12 protein-coding genes are annotated in these 11,755 nt (G+C 66.0%); 4 read left to right on the top strand and 8 right to left on the bottom strand.

What is annotated here, in order from left to right:
- Positions 1-71: 71 nt before the first annotated feature.
- Positions 72-542: a hypothetical protein gene (locus tag HUK65_RS04345; RefSeq protein WP_179904918.1), complete on the bottom strand. Its 471-nt coding sequence runs from the start codon at positions 540-542 to the stop codon at positions 72-74.
- Positions 543-678: 136 nt separating this feature from the next.
- Between HUK65_RS04345 and HUK65_RS04340 the strand changes: the two genes are divergently transcribed.
- Complete coding sequence (locus HUK65_RS04340; protein ID WP_179904917.1) at positions 679-1,104, top strand: SufE family protein; 426 nt, start codon at positions 679-681, stop codon at positions 1,102-1,104.
- Between the two features lie 29 nt (positions 1,105-1,133).
- Here the strand turns inward: HUK65_RS04340 and HUK65_RS04335 are convergent, their stop codons facing one another.
- Positions 1,134-2,423 (bottom strand): nicotinate phosphoribosyltransferase, encoded by a 1,290-nt coding sequence (locus tag HUK65_RS04335; protein WP_179904916.1) that lies wholly within the window; start codon positions 2,421-2,423, stop codon positions 1,134-1,136.
- Between the two features lie 12 nt (positions 2,424-2,435).
- On the bottom strand, positions 2,436-3,035 hold the full coding sequence (pncA, locus tag HUK65_RS04330; protein ID WP_179904915.1) for a bifunctional nicotinamidase/pyrazinamidase: 600 nt from the start codon (positions 3,033-3,035) through the stop codon (positions 2,436-2,438).
- A gap of 116 nt (positions 3,036-3,151) precedes the next feature.
- Here pncA and trhO point away from each other — a divergent pair, with 116 nt between their 5' ends.
- Positions 3,152-4,078, top strand: coding sequence for an oxygen-dependent tRNA uridine(34) hydroxylase TrhO (trhO, locus tag HUK65_RS04325; protein ID WP_179904914.1), 927 nt, complete (start codon positions 3,152-3,154; stop codon positions 4,076-4,078).
- Positions 4,079-4,232: 154 nt separating this feature from the next.
- On the opposite strand, the gene HUK65_RS04320 is transcribed toward trhO, so the two are convergent.
- Positions 4,233-6,407 carry a transglycosylase domain-containing protein gene (locus tag HUK65_RS04320; protein ID WP_179904913.1) on the bottom strand — a complete coding sequence of 725 codons (2,175 nt, stop codon included), beginning with the start codon at positions 6,405-6,407 and terminating at the stop codon, positions 4,233-4,235.
- A gap of 364 nt (positions 6,408-6,771) precedes the next feature.
- On the opposite strand from HUK65_RS04320, the gene HUK65_RS04315 reads away from it, so the two are divergent.
- Positions 6,772-7,110, top strand: a complete 339-nt coding sequence (locus HUK65_RS04315) for a P-II family nitrogen regulator (protein ID WP_179904912.1) — start codon at positions 6,772-6,774, stop codon at positions 7,108-7,110.
- Between the two features lie 44 nt (positions 7,111-7,154).
- Positions 7,155-8,507: an ammonium transporter family protein gene (locus HUK65_RS04310; RefSeq protein ID WP_179904911.1), complete on the top strand. Its 1,353-nt coding sequence runs from the start codon at positions 7,155-7,157 to the stop codon at positions 8,505-8,507.
- A 341-nt stretch (positions 8,508-8,848) separates the two neighbouring features.
- Here HUK65_RS04310 and HUK65_RS04305 read toward each other — a convergent pair whose 3' ends face one another.
- The 4 genes from HUK65_RS04305 to HUK65_RS04290 all read right to left on the bottom strand — a co-directional run bounded on the left by HUK65_RS04305 (position 8,849) and on the right by HUK65_RS04290 (position 11,751).
- A complete protein-coding gene (locus HUK65_RS04305) occupies positions 8,849-9,970 on the bottom strand; it encodes a flagellar motor switch protein FliG (protein WP_179904910.1) in 1,122 nt (373 codons plus the stop codon).
- A gap of 82 nt (positions 9,971-10,052) precedes the next feature.
- On the bottom strand, positions 10,053-10,676 hold the full coding sequence (locus HUK65_RS04300; protein WP_179904909.1) for a trimeric intracellular cation channel family protein: 624 nt from the start codon (positions 10,674-10,676) through the stop codon (positions 10,053-10,055).
- Complete coding sequence (gene rnhA, locus HUK65_RS04295) at positions 10,673-11,149, bottom strand: ribonuclease HI (RefSeq protein ID WP_179904908.1); 477 nt, start codon at positions 11,147-11,149, stop codon at positions 10,673-10,675. The genes HUK65_RS04300 and rnhA overlap by 4 nt, the downstream gene beginning before the upstream one ends.
- Complete coding sequence (locus HUK65_RS04290) at positions 11,146-11,751, bottom strand: glutathione S-transferase family protein (RefSeq protein WP_179904907.1); 606 nt, start codon at positions 11,749-11,751, stop codon at positions 11,146-11,148. The genes rnhA and HUK65_RS04290 overlap by 4 nt, the downstream gene beginning before the upstream one ends.
- Positions 11,752-11,755 lie beyond the last annotated feature (4 nt).

The following is an 11,755-nucleotide window of genomic DNA, read 5'->3' as shown; positions in this document are numbered from 1 at the left end:
CGCGCGGAACGCGCGCTCCGCCTGGAACACCTGCCAGACCGCGCCGCCCTCAGCCGGACGGCACCCCGGCCTCAGCGCTGCGCGCTGCGCGCGTTCTGCGCCCCGCGCACGACAATGCTGCGCACCCCCTCCAGGCGCCGGTCGGAAATCCGCACCGCCGCCGAAACCGTGCGCGACTGCGGCGTGGAGACCCGGGTCGGCGTCCGTGGCGCGGCAATGCGGAATTCATAGGTCAGAACCCCGTCCACGGGGCGCCCGTCATTCAGCGCCACCAGTTCCGCATCCCACCAGCCCTGGGTGGGCGTGATCCCCGCGGCACGGACGATCGCCCCCCCGGGGAAACGCTCCACCGCCATCTCGCTGACCTCGGCCACCAGCGCGCGATTGTCCACAACACCGGACCAGCCCCCCCGCGGGGCAAGGGTCACCTCTTCCTGGGACTGGCCGAACCAGTTGAACGGGTTCACGCGCGACTCGCGCACCGTGCCACACCCCCCCAGCACCAGTGCCAGCGCCAGACCGGCCAATAGCGGTTTGCTCATCCTGCGCCCCTTTCGCTCGCCTGTCTTCGGGTTAGCGCAATATGCGGCCCTTGAAAACCCGCCACCGCTCTGCCCCGGGGCTGGACCCGGCGCGCGCCAGCGCCTACATCCCCTTCAGCATCAACAGGACACCCGCATGAGCACCGAAACCTTCGAAGAGCTGGCCGAAACCTTCGACTTCCTGGACGACTGGGAGGACCGCTACCGCCATGTCATCGACATGGGCAAGGCCATGCCTCCGATGGAAGAGGCGCTGAAGGTCCCCGCCACCAAGGTCGAAGGCTGCGCCAGCCAGGTCTGGATCCAGCCGGTGATCGACGGCACCGGACCGCAGGCGCGCTTCGACTTCCAGGGCGACAGCGATGCCATGATCGTGCGCGGCCTGATCGCGGTCCTGCATGCACTCTACGCCGGCCGCCCCGTGTCCGAGGTCGCCACCATCGACGCCCAGGCGCAACTGGCCCGCCTGGGCCTGGATGAACACCTGTCCTCGCAGCGCTCGAACGGGCTGCGCGCCATGGTCGGCCGCATCCGCGCCATCGCCACCGAAGCCGCCGCCTGAAGGCGCCTGGACACTGGCGCGGGCGCCGCTCAGACCTCCACCGCCATGGCCTCCTGCGCGCCCACACCGAACACGCGCTTGTAGCGCTCAACCTGATCCTGCGGCCCCATGGCCTTGAGCGGGTTGTCCGACAGCTTTACCGTGGGCCGCCCATCCGCCGCCACCGCCTTGCAGACCAGCGAAAACGGCGCCAGCCGGTCGCCGGGGCACAGGCCGCGGAAATCATTGGTCAACAGGGTCCCCCAGCCGAAACTCACCCGCACCCGGCCGGAAAACCGCGCGTGCAGAGCCTCGATCCGGTCCGCGTCCAGCCCGTCCGAGAAGATGATCAGCTTCTCGCGCGGGTCCTCGCCATGGCGCTTCCACCAGTCGATGGCACTCTCGGCCCCCTCCTCGGGGCGGCCGCTGTCAACCCTGATCCCGGTCCAGCCCGCCAGCCAGTCCGGGGCGCGCTCCAGAAACCCGCGGGTGCCAAAGGTATCGGGCAGGATGATGCGCAGATTGCCCGAATGCTCGGCATGCCAGTCGGCCAGCACCTGATAGGGCGCCTGCGCCAGTTCGGCATCGCTGTCGGCCAGCGCGGCGTAGACCATGGGCAGTTCATGGGCATTGGTGCCGATGGCCTCGACCTCGCGCCGCATGGCGATCAGACAGTTCGAGGTCCCCGCAAACCGTGCCCCCAACCCTTCGATCATCGCCTGCACGCACCAGTCCTGCCACAGGAAGCTATGCCGTCTGCGCGTTCCGAAATCGGCGATGCGCAGATTTTCAATGGGCTGCAAGCGCTCGATCTTCTCCCACAGCTTGGTCATGGCGCGGGCATAGAGCACCTGCAACTCGAACCGCTTCATCTCTCCCAGAACCGCGCGCCCGCGCAACTCCATCAACACCGCCAGGGCCGGGATCTCCCACAGCATGACCTCCGGCCAGGCGCCTTCAAAGGTCAGTTCATACTGATCGCCCACCCGCTCCAGATGATAGGGTGGCAGGCGCAGCCCCTCGAACCACTCCATGAAATCGGGGCGGAACATCTGGCGCTTGCCGTAAAACGTGTTGCCCCGCAGCCAAGTCGATTCGCCCCGGCTCAGCGAAAGGCTCCGGATATGGTCCAGTTGCTCACGCAACTCACCCTCATCGACCAGACGTGCCAGCGGCACATGGTCCGACCGGTTGATCAGGCTGAACGTCACCCGCGTATCGCGCCGGTTGCTGAACACCGACTGACACATCAGCAGCTTGTAGAAATCCGTATCGATCAGCGACCGGACAATCGGGTCCAGCTTCCATCGATGATTGTAGACGCGGGTGGCAATATCCATCGGCCCGATCCCTCAGCGACAATCCACACCGGCGGCGCGCATCGCCTCCAGCGCCGCCGCCATGGAGCCATCCAGATCGATCCCCCGGCACAAATCCCCCAGCACCCGCACCGAAAACCCCAACCGCGCCGCATCCAGTGCCGAATACTGCACACAGAAATCCGTGGCCAGACCGACCATGTCCAGCGCCACAATACCGCGCGTGCGCAGATATCCCTCCAGCCCGGTCGGCGTTTCATGGTCATTCTCGAAAAACGCCGAATAGCTGTCAATCTCGCGCCGGAACCCCTTGCGGATGATCAGATGCGCCCGGTCCACAGCCAGATCCGGGTGGAACGCAGCGCCCGCACTGCCCTGCACACAATGGTCGGGCCAGAGCACCTGCGGGCCATAGGGCATCTCGGTGATCTCCAGCGGTGCGCGCCCCGCATGCTGGCTGGCAAAGGAACTATGCCCTGCCGGATGCCAGTCCTGCGTCAGCACCACCGCATCGTAATCCCCCATGAGCGCATTGATCCCCGGCACGATCACGTCACCATCGGCAACCGCGAGCGCCCCGCCCGGGCAGAAATCATTCTGCACATCGATCACGATCAGCGCCTTGCCTGTCATGGGCCTTCTCCCTCGCCGCTGGCACACCAGAGCTACGCCCGCGCGCATCGGGCGTCAATGCCGCATCCCCCTCGCCCCACCTTGCCCCGCCGCCCGCATGGCGCTAAACGCCGCTCATGTTCACCGTGGCCGCCCTCTACCACTTCACCCGCTTCGACGCCCCCGCCACCCTGCGCGCGCCCCTGCTGGCCCTGGCTCGGGCCCATGGCGTGCGCGGCTCGCTCCTGCTGGCGGGCGAAGGGATCAACGGCACCATCGCAGGGCCGCGCGCAGGCATCGACGCCATGCTGGCCCATATCCGCGCCCTGCCCGGATGCGCGCAGCTCGAATGGAAGGAAAGCACGGCCAGCGCCATGCCCTTCGGCCGCATGAAGGTCCGCCTGAAGCGCGAGATCGTGACCATGGGCCAACCCCATGTGGACCCGCGCGCGGGCACCGGCCATTACGTCGACCCAGCCGACTGGAACGCGCTGATCACCGCCCCCGATGTCGCCGTGATCGACACCCGCAATGCCTATGAGGTTGCCATAGGCAGCTTCGAAGGCGCCATCGACCCCGGCACCGAAAGCTTCCGCGAGTTTCCCCGATGGTGGGCCGAAAACCGCGACCGCTTCCACAACAAGCGTATCGCCATGTTCTGCACCGGCGGCATCCGCTGCGAGAAATCCACCAATTTCCTGCTCGAACAGGGCATCGAGGAGGTCTACCACCTCAAGGGCGGGATCCTGAAATACCTCGAAGATATCCCCGAGGGCCAAAGCCTCTGGCACGGCGCCTGCTTTGTCTTCGACCAGCGCGTCTCGGTGGAACACGGGCTGCGCGAAGGCCCGCACCACCTCTGCCACGCCTGCCGCCGACCGCTGCACCCCGCCGACCGCGCCCGCCCCGAATACGAGGAGGGCGTGCAATGCCACCAGTGCCAGGGCGAATTCTCCCCGCAGCGACGTGAGGCCTTCCGCGAACGCCAACGCCAGATCACCCTCGCGCGCGCCCGCGGCACCACCCATCTCGGCGCCTGTCCCACCGCGGACGCCCCCCCCTGAACCGCACATCCCCTCACCCTTGGAGAAATATCCTCAGGGGGTGAATGCGCGCCCGCGCGCAGAGGGGGCAGACTGCCCCCTCAACCGCACGCAGTGCCAGAAGGCACGCGCGCGGAACGCGCGCTCCGCTTGCTGATCCGCGCGGTTCCGCGCGTCAGTTTCCGAAAATCCCACCCAGAACGCCCCGGATCGCATCCTCGATCGCCGAACCCCGCTCCGGCGCCCCGCTCCGGGTGCCGCCTTCCGCTCCGCGATCGGTCACCGGTGCGTCCCATTCCGGTGCGACAGGTTCCTCCATGGGCAGCGGACGGGGCTCCAGGCCGCGATGCACACGGGTCATCGTCTCGGCCCAGATCGTCGCCGGCAAACCGCCCCCCGTCACCCCGGTCAGCGGCGAGTTGTCGTCATACCCCATCCAGACACCGGTAACATATTCTGCGGTGAAGCCCAGAAACCACGCATCCCGCGCCGCCTGGGTGGTGCCGGTCTTGCCCGCCACCTGCCAGCCGTTCAGCTTTGCCCGCCCGCCGGTGCCGGTTTCCACAACCTGATGCATCATCCAGGTCAGGGCGCGCGCCGTTTCCTCGGAGACCACCCGGTCACCCAGCCCCCCGGGACGGCCCATCAGCGGCTCATGGTCGCCCAGCAACCGCAGATCGGTCATCCCATAAGGGCGCACCGCACTGCCGCCATTCAGGATACCCGCATAGGCCGCGGTCATGTCCAGAAGCGATGATTCCGAAGACCCCAGCGCCAGCGCCGGGCCATCGGCCAATTCACTGCGTATGCCGAAACGGTTGGCCACATTGCGCACCTGTTCCCGCCCCATGGCCTCGGAAACGCGCACGGCGGGAATGTTCAGCGAATGTGCCAGCGCCTCGGTCAGGGTCACCATGCCCTTGAACTCGTTCGTGTAGTTGCGCGGAGACCATGCACCGGACCCCGGGATATGCAGCGTCAGCGGCGCATCCTCCACCATGTCAAAAGGCTGGAACCCGTTTTCCAGCGCGGCGGCATAGACAAAGGGCTTGAAGGCCGACCCGGTCTGGCGCTGGGCCTGGATGGCGCGGTTGAACCCTCCGATCGCATTCTCGCGCCCGCCCACCACAGCGCGCACGGCGCCATCTGCGGACATGACGATGATTGCCGCCTCGGCCTCCGAGCCCGAACGCACGCGGGTTTCGAACACATATTCCAGCGCCTCTTCGGCAGCGGCCTGGATACGCGGGTCAAAGGTGGTGCGGATCAGCACATCCTCGGTCGTCTGATGCGTCAGATAGGACGGGGCCGAAGACATGAGCCAATCGGCAAAGTACCCGCCTCTGGGTTGCCGTGCGCTCTCCGACAGGGTGGCCGGATGGGCGCGCGCCTCGGCGATTTCGTAATCGGTCAGAAAGCCCTGCTCGGCCATCAGGTTGATGACCACATTGGCCCGGCGCTGCGCACGCTCCAGGTTGCGCGTGGGCGCGTAATAGGACGGCGCCACCAGCAGCCCTGCCAGCATCGCGGCCTCGGGCGCGCTGACCTCATTGGCAGAGCGGCCGAAGTAGCGCCGGGCGGCGGCCTCGAACCCGCGCGATCCGGCACCCAGGAAGGCACGGTTCATGTAGATCGTCAGGATCTCGTCCTTCGAGAACTTCGCCTCCAGCGCGAAAGCATAGGGAAGTTCCTGCAATTTGCGCCAGACGGTGCCGCGCCGGCAGTCGGCCTCATAGGCGGCCTCGGACGCCCATTCATCCGGGTCAAAGGGCACGCCCAGACACAGGAGTTTTGCCACCTGCTGGGTGATTGTGGACCCCCCGGCCCCGGAAAACGCCCCCCGACCGGCCGCCGTATTGGCCCGGATCGCCCCCGCGATTCCGCGCGGCGAGACACCGAAATGGTTGTAGAAGCGGCGATCCTCGACCGCGACAATGGCGTTCTTCAGATGCGGAGACACCGTATCAGCGGTGATGGCACCGCCGAAACTGTCACCGCGCCAGGCAAACACCTGCCCGTCGATATCCATCATCGTCACCGACCCGCGCGCCCGCCCGTCCAGCAGTTCACTCAGATCCGGCAGGGTCGAATGGAAATAGAAGGTCGCCACCGCCAGAATGGCGGCCACAACCGCTGTGGTGCGCCACACCACCCCCCAGACAATACGCCAGACCATGCGAAAGATGGCGCGGAAGAAGCGCGTGATCACATTCCCGCCCCCGGCCGGGGGCTTGCGCTTCTTGTGCGCGGGCGCCTTGCCCTTTGCCGCCCGCGCCGGCGCGGGCTTGCGTGCCTGCGCCGTTTCACGCTGCGCCACCAGCGCACCGCGCCGCTGATTGTTCCTGCTCATCCGAAGCTCTGCTCTGTCTTGCTGTGCAAGTTTGCCCTTGGCGCGCAGATTACCCCATGCATCGGGCCCTGTCGACACCGCGCCCCGCGTCAGGGCGTGGTGTGACTTCGCGGTCATGTGATGGCCGGGCCACGCCTGGAACCCGCCAGCGCCCGGGCCGGTTCCGCGAATGGCGGAAAGGCGCCGATTCGTATCAGCTGTTTGCCTAATTACTAAGCGAACTGCGCGTTTTGTGCAAATTTTGTGCAACTTTTCGCGTTCACTGCCGCGCACACCGCTGTGAATTCTTGCCCAGCCCTTCTTCCGCGCCCTGAATGCTGCCTGTGCGACCCACGAGGTCCCGGCTGAACAGAAGGGGAAACACGTGAAATTCATCATCGCCACGGTCAAGCCGTTCAAGCTCGAGGAGGTGCGCGAGGCGCTCACCGCCCTGGGCGTGCGCGGCATGATGGTTACCGAGATCAAGGGCTTCGGCGCGCAATCGGGGCATACGGAAATCTATCGCGGCGCTGAATATGCCGTGAATTTTGTCCCGAAGGTGAAGCTGGAAATCGCCACAAGTGACGCCATGGCCGAAGAGGTTGTGGAGACGATCCGCAAGTCCGCGGCAACCGGCAAGATCGGGGACGGCAAGATCTTCGTGCTGGACCTGCAAAAGGCCATGCGCGTGCGCACCGGCGAAACCGATGACGACGCGCTCTGACCGTCGCGTATCAATCTGATCCAACAGACAAGGACTCTCATCAGATGAAACTGACAAGATACCTTCCGCTGGTGGCCGCGGCGGCACTTGTGCCCAGCCTTGGCATGGCCCAGGAGGCCGAGGAGGCCGCCAACGGCATCGAGGCCATTGAAATGCTTGGCATGGAGATGGTGTTCATCTTCAACACGTTGCTGTTCCTGATCGGCGGCTTTCTGGTGTTCTTCATGGCCGCCGGCTTCTGCATGCTGGAAACCGGGCTGGTGCGGTCGAAGAACGCGACCATGCAGTTGACGAAGAATGTGGCGCTGTTCTCGCTGGCGGCCATCGCCTATTACCTGGTCGGCTTCAACCTGATGTACCCGCTGGGTGACTGGGTGGTCGAAGGCTGGCTTGGCGGGGTTGCGCCCACGGTTCTGGAACCCGTTGGCGTTCCCTTCGACGAACTTGACGATGTGGAATACGCTTCCATCGGGTCGGATTTCTTCTTCCAGCTGATGTTCTGTGCGGCTGTCGCCTCGATCGTGTCGGGGGCTGTGGCCGAGCGGATCAAGCTGTTTCCGTTCCTGATCTTCGTGGTCTTCATCACCGGCATCCTGTATCCCATCCAGGCTTCCTGGAGTTGGGGCGAGGGCTGGCTGGACGAGTTGGGCTTCCTGGACTTCGCCGGGTCGTCGATCGTGCACGGCGCGGGCGGCTGGGCGGCTCTGGCCGGTGCAATCGTGCTGGGTGCGCGCTACGGCAAATACGGGACGGACGGCAGAGTCAACGTGATGCCGGGGTCCAACCTGCCGCTGGCGACGCTGGGCATGTTCATCCTGTGGCTGGGCTGGTTCGGCTTCAACGGTGCCTCGCAGCTTGCCATGGGCACCGTGTCCGACGTGGCTGACGTCAGCCGCATCTTCGCCAACACCAACACCGCCGCGGCGGGTGGTGCCGTCGCCGCGCTGATCCTGTCGCAACTGCTCTACAAGAAGCCGGACCTGACCATGGTGCTGAACGGCGCGCTGGCCGGTCTGGTGTCGATCACCGCCGAGCCTCTGACCCCCGGTCTGGGCATGGCCACGCTGATCGGCGCCGTGGGCGGTGTGATCGTGGTGCTGACCATTCCGATGCTGGACAAGCTCAAGATCGACGATGTGGTCGGCGCTATTCCAGTGCACCTGTTTGCGGGCATCTGGGGCACGCTGGCCGTGGTTCTGACCAACCCGGACGCAAGCATCGTCAACCAGATCATCGGGATCGTCGCCATCGGTGCGGTGATGTTCTTCGGCTCGCTGATCCTGTGGCTGATCCTCAAGGCGGTCATGGGCATCCGCGTCGGCGACGAGGAGCAGATCGCCGGCCTGGATACCACTGAACTGGGCATGGAAGCCTACCCTGACTTCTCCAAGGGCTGATCCTTTCCTCCTCCCTCATGAAAGCCCTTGAAAGATGGCCCGGACCGGCAACGGTCCGGGCCTTTGTTTGGCGGCAGGGTGCCGCAGGAATGGCCAATGGCGCTGAAGCAACCCCGCCCGGGCCCAGACATTTCCCCCGCCCCGGCAACGCGACACCGGGACCCGGCTCACGAAGGGACATGGACACGCCATCGCCGTCCAGCTGTTGCAGTGTCAGCGCCCGGTGCACCGGAGCAGCCATGCGACAGCGGGGGGCTGAATGACCTTTGCCACCGCCACGGCGCCGCAGCATGTGGCATCAATCAGCAGCAGGGCCGGTCACACGGATGCCATCGGGCGCGTTATTCCTCCTCGGGCTGCACCAGCTTGATGTCACCCGCCTGCGCCATGGCGCGAACGGTCGCGACGATCCTCTTGAGCGCAGAATCCAGATCACGCGGATTGACCGAGCCGCTCATCTCTGCCTCTTCGCGCAAAGTGGCGCCGAGGCGTTGCGAAAGATTGGCGAGCATGAACTCGGAAGCGGCCTCATTGCGCGTGTCTTTCTGGCCCAGCGTGCCGGAGAGCGCGATCAGCAACACCTCCTGATCCAGGTCCCGCACCAGACGCGGCACATCCAGGGGCGCGAGCCTTTCCGGAAGGTCGCCATAGGTAAATATTGCCCGGCGGACGCCACGGGCAAATTCGGCGTCCTCGGCCTCGATCCCGCTGAGCATGCTGTCGCGCAAGGGCGCCGGGCTGATGTCCAGAATCTCGCCCACCCGGCGGCTGGCATCGCTGACAAAGGCGCGCTTGGGCCGCGCGTCGATCTGCCTGGCCAGCGCCTGCCCGATGCGATGCACCACCTGGGGCGAGATCCGCTCGGTATGCGCCATGGCCAGCGCCACCCGGCGGGCCAGCCCCCCCTCCATCAGCGACAGCACGGCCGATGCCTTTTTCGTCGATAGCCGCGAAAGGGTCACCGCACCGATCTGCGGGCTTTCCCCATTCAGCAATTCGGACAGAACCTGATCGGATGCGGCTTCCACATGCCCCCATGGATTCGACTGATCCGATTGCGCCAACATCGCGCGCAACCGCTCCGAGGCGTCCTCGCTGATATGGTCGCCCAGAAGCGACAGCGCCCCGTGCAACCCGTCGCTGAAGGCCAGACCCACCTGATCCAGCGTGTCCAGAAATTCCTCGACCACCGCGTCAAGCGTGGCGCGGTCAATCAGCCGCATGGCAGCGATCTGCGTGGTCAATTCCGTCTGCAGGGATTCCGGCAGGCTGGTCAGCGGCAGCTGCCCGCCTTCGGCCAGAAGCAGGCGCACGATCACCGCGGCCTTCTGCTGCCCCGTCAGATGCGCCGTTGCGGCGTTCTGCGGGCGCTTCGGCATCAGCGCCAGACCTTCGGCAAGCGCCATCTGCTTCACGCGCAGCGGGTCCCGCCCTGCCCCTGCCCGAACTATCTCCTGCCCCATGCGCCACCCCGTGCTGTTCCTGAAGAGCACCATATCCGCCGCGGGTTAACGCGGGCTGAACGCAGGTCATTCCGAAACGGGATCAGCGCCTTGGCGGGCGGCTCTTGTAGACCGGCAGACACCAGCCAAAGGCCATGGAGCCTGCGCGCAGGGCAAAGGTCACTGCCGCGCAGGACAACAGCGCCACCCATTGCGGCCCGCCTGCGGTATCTGCCAGCACGGCCACCCCCGCCCCGGCCAGGGCGGCGGTGGCATAAAGCTGGCCCTGCTTCAGGATCAATGGCACCTCATTGGCGACCACATCGCGCATCAACCCGCCAAAGGTTCCCGTGGCCACCCCCATGATCAGCACGATCGGCCAGTCCTGCCCCATGCCCAGCGCAACGCCGACCCCGGCGGGCACTGCCACCGACAGCGCCATGGCATCGAACCATTCCAGCGCCCGCAAGCGCGATTCGAGCAGATGCGCGGTAAAGAACACCAGCACCGCGGCCAGACAGGCCGACAGGATCATCCCCGGATCGGCCACCCAGAACACCTGATCGCGGCCCAGGATCATGTCGCGCAGGGTGCCGCCGCCCACCGCCGTCAGGCAGCCCAGAAACAGGAACCCCACGATATCGAGCTGCGCCCGGCTGGCAGCCAGCGCGCCGGTGACGGCAAAGACAAAGACCGCAGCATAATCCAGCCATTGCAGGAGGCTCATGTCGGCGCCTGCTGCGCCCTTGCCGGTTTGAACGGCGCCATGCCGGCACGGGCCAGTTCGTCGGCGCGCTCGTTCTCGGGGTGGCCCGCATGGCCCTTCACCCATTCCCAGGTCACGTCATGGGGCGCCCGTGCCGCGTCCAGCCGCTGCCACAGTTCGGCATTCTTTACCGGTTTCTTGCTGGCGGTGCGCCAGCCATTGCGCTTCCAGCCGTGGATCCACTGGGTGACGCCATTCTTCACATAGGCGCTGTCGGTGACGATGGTAATGGCACTGGGCCGGGACAGCGCCTCAAGCGCCATGATCGCGGCCATCAGTTCCATGCGGTTGTTGGTGGTTTCAGCCTCACCGCCCGAGAGGGAGCGTTCGCGGATCACCGCGCCATCACGCTCGGCCTGCATCAGCACGCCCCAGCCGCCAGGGCCCGGATTGCCGGAACAGGCACCGTCCGTGTAGGCCACGATCCGGGTCATTCCAGCCCCCTGTATCCGGGCAAGGCCCGCACGCGCGCAATCCAGGCCTCGATCGCGGGAAAACGCGCCATATCAAACCCGCCGCGCGGACCCGCGCTGTGGGTATAGCCGAACAGAGCGATATCGGCGAGGGATGGCCCCTGCCCCACCAGCCAGTCGCGCCCGGCCAGATAATCCTCCATGATCTGCAACAGGGCATGGCCGCGCGCCAGCAAGTCCGCCATGCGCGCGGGCGTGGCCTCGGCCCAGCGATGGGCATAGTGGCGCAGCGAGGCGCGCACCGCAATCACGCCTTCGTGCTGGTTCTGTTCCCAAAACATCCAGGCCAGCATGCGGGCACGGACGGCGGGGTCCGCAGGCATGAAGGGCGTCCCCTCGCCCAGCCAGCACAGGATCGCGTTCGATTCGGGCAAGAGCGTGCCATCGGGCATCTCCAGCACCGGCGCCTTGCCAAAGGGCAGGCGGCCTTCGGCATGGGCCTTCGCCAGAGCCGGAGACTGTTGCTCGACATCGATCAGGCGAATGTCGCTGCGCCCCAGAAGCGCCAACAGCAACCGCACCTTGTAACTGTTGCCCGAAGACGGCATCGAATACAGGATCATGGGC

Origin of the sequence: Rhabdonatronobacter sediminivivens (assembly GCF_013415485.1) — a bacterium.
Classification (GTDB): Bacteria; Pseudomonadota; Alphaproteobacteria; order Rhodobacterales; family Rhodobacteraceae; genus Rhabdonatronobacter; species Rhabdonatronobacter sediminivivens.
Note: the sequence above shows the minus strand (reverse complement) of the source record. Positions and strands in the feature narration are given on the sequence as shown.

What these genes read in the sequence shown, in the direction of transcription:
- HUK65_RS04345 (WP_179904918.1), bottom strand. Translation starts at nt 542, where the DNA reads ATGAGCAAACCGCTATTGGCCGGTCTGGCGCTGGCACTGGTGCTGGGG.
- HUK65_RS04340 (WP_179904917.1), top strand. Translation starts at nt 679, where the DNA reads ATGAGCACCGAAACCTTCGAAGAGCTGGCCGAAACCTTCGACTTCCTG.
- HUK65_RS04335 (WP_179904916.1), bottom strand. Translation starts at nt 2,423, where the DNA reads ATGGATATTGCCACCCGCGTCTACAATCATCGATGGAAGCTGGACCCG.
- pncA (WP_179904915.1), bottom strand. Translation starts at nt 3,035, where the DNA reads ATGACAGGCAAGGCGCTGATCGTGATCGATGTGCAGAATGATTTCTGC.
- trhO (WP_179904914.1), top strand. Translation starts at nt 3,152, where the DNA reads ATGTTCACCGTGGCCGCCCTCTACCACTTCACCCGCTTCGACGCCCCC.
- HUK65_RS04320 (WP_179904913.1), bottom strand. Translation starts at nt 6,407, where the DNA reads ATGAGCAGGAACAATCAGCGGCGCGGTGCGCTGGTGGCGCAGCGTGAA.
- HUK65_RS04310 (WP_179904911.1), top strand. Translation starts at nt 7,155, where the DNA reads ATGAAACTGACAAGATACCTTCCGCTGGTGGCCGCGGCGGCACTTGTG.
- HUK65_RS04305 (WP_179904910.1), bottom strand. Translation starts at nt 9,970, where the DNA reads ATGGGGCAGGAGATAGTTCGGGCAGGGGCAGGGCGGGACCCGCTGCGC.
- HUK65_RS04300 (WP_179904909.1), bottom strand. Translation starts at nt 10,676, where the DNA reads ATGAGCCTCCTGCAATGGCTGGATTATGCTGCGGTCTTTGTCTTTGCC.
- rnhA (WP_179904908.1), bottom strand. Translation starts at nt 11,149, where the DNA reads ATGACCCGGATCGTGGCCTACACGGACGGTGCCTGTTCCGGCAATCCG.
- HUK65_RS04290 (WP_179904907.1), bottom strand. Translation starts at nt 11,751, where the DNA reads ATGATCCTGTATTCGATGCCGTCTTCGGGCAACAGTTACAAGGTGCGG.